This is a genomic window from Acidovorax sp. GW835-FHT14B10 (assembly GCF_058793725.1).
The window spans coordinates 267,735-282,413 of record NZ_JBXAGC010000002.1; the positions used below are offsets into that span (position 1 = coordinate 267,735).

At 65.3% G+C, this 14,679-nt stretch carries 13 protein-coding genes; 5 read left to right on the top strand and 8 right to left on the bottom strand.

What is annotated here, in order from left to right; all coding sequences use genetic code 11:
- Positions 1 to 146: 146 nt before the first annotated feature.
- Both AC1Q5S_RS03160 and AC1Q5S_RS03165 read left to right on the top strand, forming a co-directional pair.
- The gene (locus tag AC1Q5S_RS03160) at positions 147 to 1,232 is read left to right on the top strand and encodes an ABC transporter substrate-binding protein (RefSeq protein WP_303836001.1); all 1,086 of its coding nucleotides are present in this window, start codon (positions 147 to 149) and stop codon (positions 1,230 to 1,232) included.
- A 146-nt stretch (positions 1,233 to 1,378) separates the two neighbouring features.
- Positions 1,379 to 2,494, top strand: coding sequence for an ABC transporter substrate-binding protein (locus tag AC1Q5S_RS03165; protein ID WP_303835969.1), 1,116 nt, complete (start codon positions 1,379 to 1,381; stop codon positions 2,492 to 2,494).
- A 452-nt stretch (positions 2,495 to 2,946) separates the two neighbouring features.
- Here the strand turns inward: AC1Q5S_RS03165 and AC1Q5S_RS03170 are convergent, their stop codons facing one another.
- From AC1Q5S_RS03170 to AC1Q5S_RS03180, 3 genes are all read right to left on the bottom strand, one after another.
- Positions 2,947 to 3,954, bottom strand: a complete 1,008-nt coding sequence (locus tag AC1Q5S_RS03170) for a porin (RefSeq protein ID WP_287952516.1) — start codon at positions 3,952 to 3,954, stop codon at positions 2,947 to 2,949.
- A 241-nt stretch (positions 3,955 to 4,195) separates the two neighbouring features.
- Entirely contained in the window at positions 4,196 to 4,372 is a 177-nt protein-coding gene (locus AC1Q5S_RS03175; RefSeq protein ID WP_303835972.1) for a hypothetical protein, read from the bottom strand.
- Between the two features lie 143 nt (positions 4,373 to 4,515).
- Positions 4,516 to 6,189 (bottom strand): MFS transporter, encoded by a 1,674-nt coding sequence (locus tag AC1Q5S_RS03180; protein ID WP_303835974.1) that lies wholly within the window; start codon positions 6,187 to 6,189, stop codon positions 4,516 to 4,518.
- 363 nt (positions 6,190 to 6,552) lie between these two features.
- Between AC1Q5S_RS03180 and AC1Q5S_RS03185 the strand changes: the two genes are divergently transcribed.
- Together AC1Q5S_RS03185 and AC1Q5S_RS03190 are read left to right on the top strand one after the other, a co-directional pair.
- Positions 6,553 to 6,861 carry a DUF485 domain-containing protein gene (locus AC1Q5S_RS03185; RefSeq protein ID WP_026437035.1) on the top strand — a complete coding sequence of 103 codons (309 nt, stop codon included), beginning with the start codon at positions 6,553 to 6,555 and terminating at the stop codon, positions 6,859 to 6,861.
- A gap of 5 nt (positions 6,862 to 6,866) precedes the next feature.
- Positions 6,867 to 8,600: a cation acetate symporter gene (locus AC1Q5S_RS03190; protein WP_492238337.1), complete on the top strand. Its 1,734-nt coding sequence runs from the start codon at positions 6,867 to 6,869 to the stop codon at positions 8,598 to 8,600.
- Positions 8,601 to 8,783: 183 nt separating this feature from the next.
- Here AC1Q5S_RS03190 and AC1Q5S_RS03195 read toward each other — a convergent pair whose 3' ends face one another.
- From AC1Q5S_RS03195 to AC1Q5S_RS03215, 5 genes are read right to left on the bottom strand one after another with little or no spacing between them, the layout of a single operon-like run.
- A complete protein-coding gene (locus tag AC1Q5S_RS03195; protein ID WP_492238318.1) occupies positions 8,784 to 9,419 on the bottom strand; it encodes a 3'-5' exonuclease in 636 nt (211 codons plus the stop codon).
- Positions 9,416 to 11,236 carry a putative nucleotidyltransferase substrate binding domain-containing protein gene (locus AC1Q5S_RS03200; protein WP_492238319.1) on the bottom strand — a complete coding sequence of 607 codons (1,821 nt, stop codon included), beginning with the start codon at positions 11,234 to 11,236 and terminating at the stop codon, positions 9,416 to 9,418. The genes AC1Q5S_RS03195 and AC1Q5S_RS03200 overlap by 4 nt, the downstream gene beginning before the upstream one ends.
- Before the next feature lie 43 nt (positions 11,237 to 11,279).
- Positions 11,280 to 11,921, bottom strand: a complete 642-nt coding sequence (locus AC1Q5S_RS03205) for a 2-hydroxychromene-2-carboxylate isomerase (protein WP_303835982.1) — start codon at positions 11,919 to 11,921, stop codon at positions 11,280 to 11,282.
- Positions 11,918 to 12,193, bottom strand: a complete 276-nt coding sequence (locus AC1Q5S_RS03210; RefSeq protein ID WP_303835983.1) for a DUF1289 domain-containing protein — start codon at positions 12,191 to 12,193, stop codon at positions 11,918 to 11,920. The genes AC1Q5S_RS03205 and AC1Q5S_RS03210 overlap by 4 nt, the downstream gene beginning before the upstream one ends.
- On the bottom strand, positions 12,190 to 12,678 hold the full coding sequence (locus AC1Q5S_RS03215) for a YbaK/EbsC family protein (RefSeq protein WP_303835985.1): 489 nt from the start codon (positions 12,676 to 12,678) through the stop codon (positions 12,190 to 12,192). The genes AC1Q5S_RS03210 and AC1Q5S_RS03215 overlap by 4 nt, the downstream gene beginning before the upstream one ends.
- A gap of 110 nt (positions 12,679 to 12,788) precedes the next feature.
- Between AC1Q5S_RS03215 and AC1Q5S_RS03220 the strand changes: the two genes are divergently transcribed.
- Positions 12,789 to 14,510 carry a diguanylate cyclase domain-containing protein gene (locus AC1Q5S_RS03220; RefSeq protein ID WP_492238320.1) on the top strand — a complete coding sequence of 574 codons (1,722 nt, stop codon included), beginning with the start codon at positions 12,789 to 12,791 and terminating at the stop codon, positions 14,508 to 14,510.
- The last annotated feature ends 169 nt before the right edge of the window (positions 14,511 to 14,679 follow it).

The following is a 14,679-nucleotide window of genomic DNA, read 5'->3' on the forward strand; positions in this document are numbered from 1 at the left end:
TTTTGACCGTGGACAAAGCAGGGGCCATCGAGCCGTTGCGGGCGGCAAGCAGGTGTTCTGGCCCGGCACATCGGTTTAGACTGCGGCCTCCCATACAACAAGAGGAGACCGTTATGACAAAACAATGGCAACTGCGAGCGGCTGGCATGGTCCTCGCGCTGGCGGCCAGTGCGGCCAGCCATGCACAGATCCTGATCGGCCAGACGGCCGGCTTCAGCGGCCAGGTGGCCGCCGGGGTGAGGGAGACCACCGACGGTGCATTGCTATACATCGACGCCGTCAATGCCAAGGGCGGCATCAATGGCCAGAAGATCGAACTGATCTCCCTGGATGACAAGTTCGACCCCAAGCTGGCGGCAGAAAATGCACGCACCCTGATCGAAGACAAAAACGTCTCGGCCCTGTTCCTCAACCGGGGCACACCCCACACCGAGGCCATCCTGCCGCTGCTGGACAAACATGGCGTGGCGCTGGTGGCGCCTTCCACCGGCGCCATGGTGCTGCACCAGCCGGTACGCAAATACATCTTCAATGTGCGCGCCACCTACCAGCGCGAGGCTGAAAAGGCGATCACCCACCTGGCCTCCATGGGCATCAGCCGTGTGGCCCTGGTGTATGCGGACGACAGCTTTGGCGCCGACGGCGTCCAGGGTGCGCAGAAGGGCCTGTCGGCCGCCAAGCTGACGGCCGCGGTGTCCGAAAAGTTCGACCGCGCCAAGCCCGACTTCACGCCCATCGCCACCAAGGTGGCCAAGGCCGACACGCAGGCGGTGCTGATGGTGGCCTCGGGATCGGCGGTGGTGGATGCCGCCAATGCGCTGCGCACGGCGGGTTCGACCGCGCAGATCGTGACGCTGTCCAACAACGCGTCCAGCGGCTTCATCAAGAGCCTGGGGGCCAATGCGCGGGGCGTGATCGTGACCCAGGTCTATCCCAATGAGCGCGCCATGACCTACGCCATGGTGAAGGAAGCCCAGGATCTGGCCAAAGCCAAGGGCCTCGGGGATATCAGCCCGGCCATGCTGGAAGGCTTCGCCGCCGCCAAGGTGCTGGTGGAAGGCCTCAAGCGCGCAGGCCCCAAGCCCACCCGCGAGAAAATCCAGACCGCACTGGAGAGCCTGCGCAAGTTCGATCTGGGCGGCCTTGACATCAGCTACGCACCCGACGACCACACGGGCCTGGACTTTGCCGATCTCGCCATCATCGGCACGGACGGCAAGTTCCGGCGCTGAAACCCGCCCACTGCCCAACCCTTGCAGTGAATGTTCGGGACAGGAGAGGGGCCTGGGTTTCTGCGGTTGCCCAGCTGTCAGGCTTTCCTCAGTGCCCGATCCCGGCCTCCGACCTAAACTCCTGCCGATCAGATGAAGGAAAACGCATGAAAAACTGGAAACCCTTGCTGGCGGCCTGCGCACTCGCCGCAGGATTGGCGGGCCACAGCATGGCTCAGATCGTCGTAGGACAAACGGTGGGTGTCACGGGCTCAGCCGCCATCACCGTCAAAGAGTCCATGCAGGGGGCATCGCTGTATCTGGATGCGGTCAATGCACAGGGCGGTGTGGGTGGTCAGAAAATCGAACTGGTGGTGCTGGACGACAAGTTCGACCCCAAGCTCACGCTGGAGAATGCCCGCACCCTTATCGAGAAACATGGCGCCATTGCGCTCTTCATGACACGCGGCACCCCGCACACGCAAGGGATTGTGCCGCTGCTTGACGCAGCCGGCGTGGTGCTGGTGGCCCCCTCCACCGGAGCGATGGCGTTGCACAAGCCGGTCAGCCGCCACGTGTTCAATGTACGGGCACCTTACCAGCAAGAGGTGGAAAAGGCCGTCAGACACCTGAACACACTGGGGGTTGAGCGCATCGGCGTCATCCATGTCGATGACAGCTTTGGTACCGATGCGCTGGACGGCGCACTGAATGGCTTCAAGGCCCACGGTAGCCAGGCCCTTTTCATTGAAAAATTCGATCGCAGCAAGCCTGATTTCAGCGCCATTGCACCCCGTGCCACCAAGCAGCTCCCACAGGCCGTGATCTTCATTGGCACAGGTGCAGCGGTGGTGGATGGCATCAAGGCCTTGCGCGCAGCCGGCATGGCCGGCCAGATCGTGACCCTGTCCAACAATGCCTCTGGCGGTTTCACCAAGGCCCTGGGCGATCAGGCACGGGGCGTTGTGGTCACCCAGGTGTTTCCATCGGAGCGATCCATCAATTACCCACTGATCAAAGAGGCCATGGGCCTGGCCAAGGCACGTGGCGTGGATGAACTGACACCGGCCATGGTCGAGGGTTTCGTCAATGCCAAGGTGTTGGTCGAGGGCCTGCGCAGGGCAAGTCCCAAGCCGGACCGCACCCGCCTGCTGGCCGCACTGGAAGGCATGCGCAAGTTTGACCTGGGCGGCCTGGAGTTGTCTTACAGCGCCACCGACCACAGCGGCCTGGCATTCACGGATCTGTCCATCATTGGAGCGGATGGGCGCTTCAAGCGCTGATCCACCGCCAGCCCAAGGGATCCTTGGTTCGCGATCCCCGGTGATCTCACCGGGGGGCGCTCGATGCCACCCCGATGGCTGCCTCTACCCCGTGCCGGCAGGTCGCCAGTCTTGCCGCCCACCCAGAACGTCCTGCATGAACGGCACGGGTTCAGCCAAAGCAGCTGCCCCGTCACTGGATTCCGCACCAGCCCCACCCTCAGAACGTGTTCACGATCTAACGCCCGTGCCTGGCGGCATGGCCTCCGGACCTCTTTCAGCAAGCCGCAACGGCCCGCTGACCGCCCTGCCCCACCGCGCATCCATTCCTGGCTCACGCCGCAGAGGTCCATCGGTATCGATCCCCCGCCGAGCAAAAATGGCGTGCCCATGAAAAAGGCCTTGCATCCGAAGATGCAAGGCCTTTACGGGTTCCATTCCACCAGTTGGCAAAGCCAACTGAGCATCGGGAATTAGAAGTTGTGGCGAACGCCCACTGCGACGGAGCTGAAATCGTCGCCGCTGTTGGTCACGTTGTAGTTGGCACCTGCACTGTTGTTCACACGGGTGTAGTAGCCGTACACCTTGGTGCGCTTGCTCAGGTTGTAGTTGTAGCCCACGGTGTACTGGGTCGCTGCCGAGTCGGCAATGTTGCTCCAGCTATTGGCGCGACCCACATTCAGGTGGAGTTCCGAAGCACCCATGGTGTACATACCGGCCAGGCGGAAGTTGTTGCGCGTACCGCGAACGTCCTCATCATTGCGCTGGTAGTAACCGCCCACTACAAATTGACCGAAGCTGTACAGAGCGCGCAGACCCAGCTGTTTGTCATCGCCCACCTGGCTGTAGCCAGCGCCCAGAGCCAGCTTGCCCATGTCGTAATTGGCAGCCAAATCGTAGCCATTCTTGTTGTTGGTACCTGCAACCTTCTCGTGGAAAGACACAGCACCCTCAAGCGTCAGGCCACCCAATTTGGGTGCGCGGTAGGCGATCTTGTTGGTCGTGCTCAGATTGCGTGCATAGCTGCCGCCGAACCACACGGGATCCTGGTACAGGGCGTCCGAAGACGAACCGGTGTCGTGGTTGTGCATGCCCACATAGTCAGCCGTCGCGTAGTACGACTCGGGGGTGAAGTTGCCCAGGCGCACCATGCCGAAACCGCCCGACAGGTTCACTTCCGACTGGCGTGCGAAGCTCATGCCGGTGGTAGGGTGGGTCCAACCCGAACCCGTGCCGGTATCGGAATTAAAGCCCGACTCCAGCTGGAAGCCAGCCTTCAGGCCGCCACCCAGGTCTTCCGTGCCCTTGAAGCCGAAACGGGAAGAGTTGTTGAACATGCCGGTCTTGGACACGTCGCCATCCTTCTGGCGTTCGACGGTGGTGTTAACGCGGCCATACAGCGTGACGCTGCTTTGGGCCATTGCAGCGGTGGTGCCGGCAACAGCCAGGACAGCCAGAACAACGCGGGTCATTTTTTGCATGAATATTCCTTCGATACAGATTGCCATCAGGGGCGCACAGGCAGCTTCAGTTTTTGACTGGGCCACCGAGAATGCTTGGGGTCTCGATCTTATGGTTCACCACGTTTTGATGCACTCTTTGCTGAAATTTTGATGACACAAGTGATGTGCCGCCACAACAGTTGGTACTCCCTCGGATTGACCACCCCCATGCGGGGCGCGAACCGCAGCCTGCGCACCAAACATAAATGGGTGTTAACCCTTACTGTGCGCTGGCCGCCGGCGCAGCGGGCACAGGGGCACTGGCGGGTGTTTCCGGCGCATTCAGGGAATCGGCACCGTGTTTTTCACCGGACATGTCCACCTTGTCACCTGCCTTCATGATGACGAACAGCGACAACGCCGCAAAAAGCACGAAACCTACAACGATCTTCCACATGGCTTCCATCTCCTGGTGATAGGGGTTGCTTGTTCAACAAAAGGGCTTCGCGCACTGCTATTCCGCGGTGCGAGGCCTTCTTCTGGAACACCGTGCCTGCCCCGCTGGCGGGGCAGGCACTGGGCACACTAGCGGTGCGTCCGTCAGTCGTTGGCGTAGATGTCCACGTCCTTGGTTTCACGCAGGAAAAGCGTGCCGACCACCAGGGTCATGCCCGCGATGATGATGGGGTACCACAGTCCGTTGTACATGTTGCCGGTCTGCGCCACGATGGCAAACGCCGTGGTGGGCAGCAGGCCGCCGAACCAGCCGTTGCCGATGTGGTAGGGCAGGCTCATCGAGGTGTAGCGGATGCGGGTCGGGAACATTTCCACCAGCATGGCGGCAATCGGCCCATACACCATGGTCACCAGCAGCACCAGCCAGAACAGCAGGGCCACCACCAGGCCCTTGTTGGTTTTGGCAGGATCCGCCTTCGTGGGATAGCCGGCGAGCTTGAGGTCGTCGGCCACTTCCTTCTTGAAGGCAGCGATGGCCTTGGCGGATGCTTCGTCGAACTTGAGGTTCACCACATTGCCGGTAGGCGCCTCGACCGTCTTGTCACCGATCTTGATCACGGCCGGTGAACCGGCGGGGCCTGCCACGTTGTCGTAGCTCACCGAGTTCTGCACCAGGTAGCGCTTGGCGATGTCACACGAGCTGCGGAAGTCGATCTCGCGGGCCACCGGGTTGCCCTGGAACGAGCACGATGCGGGGTCGGCCGTCACCACCACGCCTGCGGAGACCTGGGCCTTGGCGAGGTCGGGGTTGGCCGCTTCGGTCAGCATCTTGAAGACCGGGAAGTAGGTCACGCAGGCCAGCAGGCAGCCTGCCATGATGATGGGCTTGCGGCCAATCTTGTCCGACAGCGAACCGAACACCACGAAGAAGGGTGTGCCCAGCAGCAGGGCGGCGGCAATCAGCAGATTGGCAGTGGTGTTGTCCACCTTCAGTTGTTGCGTCAGGAAGAACAGCGCGTAGAACTGGCCCGAATACCAGACCACGGCCTGGCCGGCGGTCAGGCCCACCAGTGCCAGGATCACGATCTTCAGGTTCTTCCACTGGCCGAACGATTCGGAAATGGGTGCCTTGGAGGTTTTGCCTTCGGCCTTCATCTTCTGGAACGCAGGAGATTCCGACAGCGACAGGCGGATCCACACCGAGATACCCAGCAGCAGGATGGACACCAGGAACGGCACGCGCCAGCCCCAGTCCTGGAATACCGTTTCACCCAGGGTCAGGCGCACGCCCAGAATCACCAGCAGGCTCAGGAACAGGCCCAGCGTGGCCGTGGTCTGGATCCAGGAGGTGTACGCACCGCGCTTGCCGTGCGGTGCATGCTCGGCCACATAGGTGGCGGCACCGCCGTATTCACCGCCCAGTGCCAGGCCCTGCAGCATGCGCAGCGCGATCAGGATGACCGGGGCCGCGACGCCGATGGTGGCGTAGCTGGGCAGCAGGCCGACGATGAAGGTCGACAGGCCCATGATCAGGATGGTGACCAGGAAGGTGTACTTGCGACCGATCATGTCGCCCAGGCGGCCGAACACGATGGCGCCGAAGGGCCGCACCAGAAAACCTGCCGCGAAGGCCAGCAGCGCGAAGATGAAGGCCGCGCCTGCATCCAGGCCGCTGAAGAACTGCTTGGCAATGATGGCTGCGAGCGAGCCGTAGAGATAAAAGTCGTACCACTCAAATACGGTACCGAGCGACGAAGCGAAGATGACTTTCCTCTCTTCGGCGGACATCGGCCGCGGTGCGGGATGTTGCGTTGCCATGGTTGTCTCCTGTGATTATTTGAATTTACAGGCACATACAAATTGCCTGTGGGCCCACTATCCGTGGCGCTACTGACATCGCTCTGACGCATTCCTTGCGGAACTTGACGCGAAACTTCCGCAATTCTTACAACCCGGGTAGTAACCCTCGACTGGCATTTTTCGATGCGAAAAATCACCCGGCAATCAACCAGCATCCAGGGTTTCCCCTCGGCTGGCGCGCCACGACTTTTGTCCGCAGGAAACCGCGGCAATGCGCCTTCGCGTAAGCACTTGGTCAGTGCGCGTTTGCAGAATCCGGCCAGCTTGACGGCCTTTCGCCCCACACCGCGGGGTGCAACACAACCTTGAGGAGAGACATCCATGAGCGACCCCATGGTCCAAAAAATACAGAGCCATCCGAAGTACCGGGAGCTGCGCACCAAGCGCAACCGCCTGGGCATCTTCCTGACGGCACTGATGCTGATCGTTTACTACGGCTACATCGCGCTGATTGCCTTCGACAAGAAGTTCCTGGCACAGCCCATTGGCAGCGGCGTGACCTCGCTGGGCATTCCGATCGGCATGGGCGTGATCATCTTCACCATCGTCATCACCGGCATCTACGTGCGCCGCGCCAATGGCGAGTTCGACACCCTGACCAAAGACATCCTGAAGGACGCATCGAAATGAATGCAATGGAAAAACGCGGGAGCAGGCTGGCGCTCGTGCTGGCGCTGGCCCTGCTGGCGGCGGGCGGCGCGCACGCGGCCGGCGCCGACCTGGGCCAGGCCGCCAAGCAGGCCACCAACTGGACGGCCATCACCATGTTTGGCGCCTTCGTGGCCGGCACCTTGTGGATCACCAAATGGGCGGCGGCCAAGACCAAGTCGGCCGCGGACTTCTACACCGCCGGTGGCGGCATCACCGGCTTCCAGAATGGCCTGGCGATCGCGGGCGACTACATGTCGGCCGCCTCGTTCCTGGGCATCTCGGCGGCCGTGATGGCCACCGGCTACGACGGGCTGATCTACTCCATCGGCTTCCTGGTGGGCTGGCCCATCATCACCTTCCTGATGGCCGAGCGCCTGCGCAACCTGGGCAAGTTCACCTTTGCCGACGTGGCAGGCTACCGCTTCCAGCAGGGCCCCATCCGGGTCTTTGCCGCCTCGGGCACGCTGGTGGTGGTGGCGTTCTACCTGATCGCGCAGATGGTCGGTGCCGGCCAGCTCATCAAGCTGCTGTTCGGCCTGGAATACTGGATGGCCGTGGTCATCGTCGGCGCGCTGATGATGATCTACGTGCTGTTTGGCGGCATGACGGCCACCACCTGGGTGCAGATCATCAAGGCCTGCCTGCTGCTGGCGGGCGTGAGCTTCATGGCCTTCATGGTGCTGGCACAGTACGGCTTCAGCCCCGAGGCACTGTTCGCCAAGGGCGTGGAAGTGCGCGCCGCGATTGCCGCCAACACGGGCAAGACGCCCGAAGAGGCCGCCAAGGCGGGCCTGTCCATCATGGGCCCGGGCGGCTTCATCAAGGACCCGATCTCGGCCATCTCGTTCGGCATGGCGCTGATGTTCGGCACCGCCGGGCTGCCGCACATCCTGATGCGCTTCTTCACCGTGCCCGATGCCAAGGAAGCGCGCAAGTCCGTGCTGTGGGCCACGACCTGGATCGGCTACTTCTACATCCTGATTTTCATCATCGGTTTTGGCGCCATCACCCTGGTGCTGACCAACCCCGAGTTCGCGGACGTGATCAAGGGCGTCATCCACGGCGGCGCGGGCACGGCCAACATGGCGGCCGTGCTGGTGGCCAAGTCGGTGGGCGGCAACATCTTCTACGGCTTCATCTCGGCCGTGGCGTTCGCCACCATCCTGGCGGTGGTGGCCGGCCTGACGCTCTCGGGCGCCTCGGCCGTGTCGCATGACCTGTATGCCACGGTGTTCAAGAAGGGCAAGGCCGACAGCGCCTCGGAGCTGAAGGTCTCGCGCATGACCACGCTGGCCCTGGGCGTGATCGCCGTGGTGCTGGGCATCGCGTTCGAGAAGCAGAACATCGCCTTCATGGTGTCGCTGGCGTTTGCCATCGCGGCCTCGGCCAACTTCCCGGTACTGTTCCTGTCGGTGCTGTGGAAGGACTGCACCACGCGCGGCGCGGTGATCGGCGGCTTCCTGGGCCTGATCTCCTCGGTGGGCCTGACCATCGTGTCGCCCTCGGTGTGGGAAGGCACGCTGGGCAACCCGGCCGGTTCGGCCTGGTTCCCGTACACCTCGCCCGCGCTGTTCTCCATGACCATCGGTTTCGTCGGCATCTGGCTCTTCTCGATCACCGACAAGAGCGCCAACGCCGCGCGCGAGCGCGCCGCGTTCCCGGCGCAGCAGGTGCGTTCGGAAACCGGCCTGGGCGCGGCCGGTGCCTCGGGACACTGACGGGAAGTCACAGCGCAACCCCCTGGCATGGCGGCCTGTCCGCCCTGCCACCTCCACCGGGCCTCGTGCCCGGTTTTTCGTTTCCGGAGCGCTGCGCGCACCGGAAGATGCTACTTCGTCAAAAGCTTATGGCGCTTGCAGGATATGCGCCGCCACCGGTTTTGATTCAAGAACAGGCCGCATTCAACCGCCGCGCAGCTGGCGCAGCTTGATGAAGGCCAGCGCCGCCATCACCGCATCGTTGAGCGCGTCGTGCGCCTCGCGCCGGGGCAGGCCCAGGTCGTCCATCAGGGTGGCGAAGCGCAGGTCGATGTCGGCGTTGGCCTGCTGCTGGTAGGGCGGCAGCTGCCGGAACTTGTGCTCGTAGTACAGCGCCGAGACCTCGATCTTGGGCTGCGGCAAGCCCATGCCCAGCAGGGGCCACAGGGCGCGGTTGAGCATGGCCACGTCGAATTCGAGAAAGTAACCCACCAGGGGCCGGCTGCCGATGAAGCGCAGCAGCCGGTGCAGGGCCTCCTGGATGGGCAGGCCCTGGGCCACGTCGGCGCTGCGCAGGCGGTGGATGCGCACGCTGTCGGCCGGCACGCCTTTATCGGGGCGCACCAGCAGCTCCAGCCGCTCACTGGTCAGGATACGGTTGCCAGCGATGCGCACGGCGCCGATGGCGATGATTTCATCGCTGCGCCGGTTCAGCCCCGTGGTTTCGCAGTCCAGCGCCACCCATTCATCGGGCGGCGGCGGATCGAACAGGAAGGCATAGGCCGGGTCGGCCAGGTGGTACTGCAGCCAGGCGCGCCGCAAGCGCGCGAACGGGTTCACAGCACGTCCAGCTTCAGGCGCTGGTGCAGCAGCAGCTTGAAGCGCTTGACCACCGCCAGTGCGTCCTTGAGCAGGTCGCGCTCCAGGCTGCTCAGGCGCTCGGGATCGACGTTGCCGGTGACCGGACGCCCGGTGTCGAGCTCGGCCAGGCCGGCCTGCAGGCGCAGGCCCATCAGGAAGTGCAGGCTCTGCACCAGCGCATCGCCCAGCGCCGCGTCGATCACGCCGGCCTCCACCAGCGCGGCGATGCGTTCGGCCGTACCGGTGGCGGCCACGCGCCGCGCCAGGGCCAGGCTGCGCACGCCGTGCACGATGGGGAATATGCCCGCCTTCTTGAGGCTGATGGCACGGCCTTCGTCGCTCCGGCCGAACAGGCGGCTCCACCATCCGGCGGGGCCGCCGAAGTTGTCCACCGCCGCGGCAAAGCGGGCCAGCATGGCATCGTTGTCGGTGGCCAGCGCCATCACGCGCTCGCGCACGGCGGCCAGCAGCGTGGCATCGCCCGCCACCGCATGCGCATCGAGAAAGATGGCCAGCTGCATCAGGCTGTCGCCCTCGGGCTGCAGCAGCCACTGGCGCACGCGCTGGCTGAAGGCACTGACCGTGCCGCGCCAGTCGGGGTTGCTGACCATGATGCGGCCGGGACACTCGGGGTAGCCGAAGCGGGCCAGCACCTCGGAAAAGCGCTGGCAGATGGCGTCGAGGTCGGGCGGCGCGGTGTAGCCGTCGCGCAGCACCAGGCCATTGTCCTGGTCGGTCTTGAGCAGCTGCTCGCCGCGCCCCTCGCTGCCCATGACGAACAGGCAGCTGTTGGCCACCAGGTCGGCTGGCGCCACCATGTGCCAGGCGCGCTCGAACAGCCGGGCGTTGAGCTGCTGCACCAGCCGGGCCATCAGGCCGATGCGCGTGCCGCCCCGGTACAGCGCCGCAATCAGCCGCGTGATCTGCGCCGCCGCCTGCGCCAGCGCCGGCAGGTCCTGTGCATGCTCGATCTGCACCGTGATCAGGTGCGAGTGGTTGGCCAGGAAGCTGAACAGGTCCAGCGCCTCCAGGATGCCGCGCACCTGGCCGTCGTCCTCCACCACCACCAGGCGGTGCACGTGGCGGCGCAGCATGAGGGCCATGGCATCGCCCAGCGGGTCCGATGGCCGCACGGTCACCACCGGGCTGCTGGCCAGCGCGCCCACCGCCAGCTGGACCAGCGGGCGGCCATCGAGGATGGCGCGCTGCAGGCTGGTGTTGGTGAAGATGCCCAGCGCCCCGCCGGGCAGGCCCGTGACCAGCACGCTGGTGGTGCGCTGGGCCTGGAACAGCCGCACCACCGAGACGATGTCGGTGCCGGCATCCACGGTGTGCGCCGGACGCAGGAAGGCCTGGTCCACGCGCGCCAGGGTGAGCGACTGGCGCTCGTGCTGGTCGGCCCGCTGCGCCAGTGCGCTGAGCTTCTGGCCCAGATCGGAAAACAGCAGCGCGCCGAAGGTGGTGTTGCGCGCGATGAGTTCGTTGACCGCCGCGCGCGCGAGCTCGTAGGCCACCACCTCCTCGGCGGCAACAAAGCGGCTGCCCACACGCCCGGTCATCAGGCCGCAGCCGTCAAAGCAGTCGTCCGGGCCGTAGGTGGCCAGCACCTCGTCGCCCTCGGTCTGGGTGACATGGCCCTTGATGACGACGAACAGGTGCGTGGGTGCCACGCCCACGTCCAGCACCACGGCGCCCTCGGGGAAGTAGGCGATGTCCACGCTGGCGCGCACCAGGCGCTGCTCGTCCAGGCTCAGGCAGTCGAAGGGCGAGGCGTTGAAGTTAAAGGCATTGGGCATGGTCGGGCGATGCGTGGGCCGTACGGGTGAACGGCCGCCCCATTCAACCCGGCAGGCCTTGCGCCACGCTTGCAGCGGCGTCCCAGTCGCGCTCGAACCAGCGGTCGCCTTCGAGGCAGGCGCGCAGCATGGGCAGGCTGTCATAGCCCCAGAAGACCTTGCCATCGACCTCGAAGGCCGGCACGCCGAACACGCCGCGCGCGGCGGCGGCCTCGGTGTTGCTGCGCAGCAGCGCCTTGGCGCGTGCGCCGTCGTCATCACCGGGCTTGCGCTGCGGCTCCAGCGCGGCCGCCAGTTCCGCGAGGCGCTGTGCATCCAGCGCCTCGTTCCCGCCCTGCCAGACATGGCGGAACACGGTGCCCGCGACGAAGCGGTTGATGCGGCCATCCTCGCTGCAGGCCAGGGCCTGGCGCAGCAGCGGCAGCGGATTGAACGGGTGGCGCGCCGGCATCGCCAGCGGCACGCCGATCGAATGGCCCAGCCAGACGGCATGGCGGTAGGTCCAGGCGCGCTTGGGCACAATGCCGGCCGGCCCCGGGTTGCCATGCTGCTGGAGCAGCGCGCCCAGCAGCACGGGCCGATATTCCACGCTGTGGCTCAGGCCCTCCAGCACCTCGGGCAGGCGCTCGAAGGCCAGCCAGGCGTAGGGCGAGACAAAGTCCAGGTAGAACGTGATGTGCTTCATGTCGGCTCCTTGGCCACGCCTTCGGGGGGAAAGGGGATACCGGCGCGCTGCGCCAGCCGCGCCCAGATGGCCAGGCGCTCGGCGCCGTCGGCCTGCGCCCAGGCGCGGATTTCGGGGATGGTGCGAAAACATCCTTCGCAACGGCTGCGGTCTTCGGTCATGCGGCACACCGAAATGCAGGGCGAAGGGACCACCTCCTCGGACCCCGCATCAAAATAGCCCGCAGTGCTTAACAGATGTGCGCGAGCGGCTATTGCTTCTTTAGCACTCATGCCCCCACCTCCTGGGCCACGTCCACCACCGGGGCGCCGGTCAGGCGCTGCAGATCCGAGGGGTGCAAGGGGAACACGCCGTGCGGGTGCCCGGCCGCCGCCCACACCACATCAAAGCGCAGCAGGTCCTGGTCAATCAGCGTGACTGGCGGCGTGGCATGCGCGATGGGCGACACACCACCAATCGAGAAGCCCGTGCGCTCCTTCACAAACGCAGCATCGGCCCGGCCGATCTTGCCCACATGGGCCTCGACCTTCTGCTCATCCACGCGCCGGTCGCCCGAGGTGATGACCAGCACCGCCGCATCGTCGCTCTTGCGCCGGAAGATGATGCTCTTGGCCACCTGCCCCACCAGAATGCCCAGCACATCGGCCGCCTGCTGCGCGGTGCGTGCGGCGTCGTCGAGCATGCGGGGCATGTGGGGGTGGCCCGCGGCCTGCAGTGCGGCGGCCACGCGTTGGGTGCTTTCAGGAAAATCGGTCATGACAGGCTGGATGGTGCGCGCGCCGCGTGAAAGGTGAAGCCGGAAGGCACACACCGCCGGAACGCAGCGTACACACGGTTACAGTGTGAAACTTGTTCCCTCCATTGTCCATGAAGCTGCTCCGCGCCTGCCTGCTCCTGTGCCTTTTCCTTGCCAAGCTGTCCGTGGCCGGGGCCGCGCCCATCGTCCTGGATGACCACCCGCAAGGGCTGGCGCTGCAGGAGACCGGCCAGCTGCTGTGGCTCACGGATGACAGTGGCACGCTGACACTGGACGAGGTGCTGCAACCCGCCCACGCCAGCCGCTTTCAACCCGTTCCGCCCACGCAACGGCACGGCGACGGCGCCCAGCCCCACTGGTTCAAGGTGGTGCTGGAGCAACGCGCCGCAACCGGCGACTGGGTGCTGGCCACACAGACCACGGCGCTCAAGGACGTGCGCTTTCATGGCCCCTTCGACGCCACCGGCCGGGCGCTGGCGCCGTCGGTGCACACCGGCCTGTCGCAGCCGTTCGCCACCCGCCCCCTGGGCAGCGAGCGCTATGTGATGCGCCTGCAACTGCCCGGCCCGGGCGTGTACACCGTCTATGTCCGGCTGCTGGGCGAAACGGCCCCCAGCCTCGGCCTGTCGGTCTGGGACACCGCCGAATACCTGCAGTGGCGCCAGCACAAGCGGCTGTTCGACGGTATCTGCTACGGCATCCTGATCGCGCTGCTGGTCTACAACCTCGTGCTCGCAGGCATCTTCCGCGATGCCACCTACGGCTTCTACATCGGCCAGTGCACCTTCGCGCTGCTGACGCTGGCCAGCTTCAATGGCCACGCGGCACACTACCTCTGGGGCCACTGGCCCTGGTGGCAGGAGCGCGGTCACGTGGTGCTGCCCAGCCTGTGGCTGCTGTTCGGCGCGCTGTTCGCGCGCAGCTTTCTGGACACGCGGCAAGTGTCTTGGCTGGACCGGCTGTTACTGACCTGGGGCCTGCTGGCGGCATCGGTGGCCGTACTGGGTCTGCTGGGCCAGTTCGACGCCGCCCAGACCGCCAACGAGATCGTCGCCAGTACGGGCGCCCTGCTCGCCACGGTGGCGGCCGTCATCATCCTGCGGCGCGGCTTCATCCCCGCGCAGTGGTACCTGGGTGGCCAGGTGCTGCTGTTCCTGTCGGTGCTGGGGGTGGTGCTGGTCAACTGGAGGGTGATCGATGCACCGTTCCTGCTGGCCAACGGCCTGCAGATCGGCGTGGCGGCCGAGCTGGTGGTGTTCGCCATCGCGCTGAGCCAGCGCATCAGTGGCCTGCGCACGTCCCAGACCGCGCTGCGCCTGCATGCCGCCCACCTGGCACAGGCCGCCGCCACCGACCCGCTGACCGGCCTGGCCAACCGCACCGGTCTGGCGCGCGGCGCCACGCCGGTGCTGGCCGATGGCGCTGCGCACGCCCTGATGCTGCTCGATCTGGACCGCTTCAAACCGATCAACGACACGCACGGCCACGACGCGGGCGACGCAGTGCTGCGCGTCGTGGCCACGCGCCTGCAGGCCCAGTTCCGCGCCGACGACATCGTGGCCCGGCTGGGGGGCGACGAATTCGTGGTCCTGCTCGCAGATCCCTTGCCCGACGAACAGCTGGAGGTGCTGGCCCGCCGCGTGGACAGCGCGGTGCGCCAGCCGGTGGATTTTCAAGGCCTGGCACTCACCGTGGGTGCCAGTACGGGCATCGCCCGCAGTCCGCAGGATGGCCGCACACTGACCGAACTGATACGCTGTGCCGACCAGGCCATGTACCAGGCCAAGCAGACCGGCAGCGGACATGCCTTCTGGAGCCGGACGACGACCTGAGAACCTGTTTACGATCTCGCAGGGGATCGCGTTGGAGCGCAATCGGGAGGAGTGGATGCTTCGGGTGCGCCGCATGGGCTCGTGCCCATGCAAGCAGCCGGGGCGTCCAATCGCCCGATTTCGCTCCAACCCTTGGGGCAGTGGTCTTTGCGGGCGGTCTGCGGCGTTG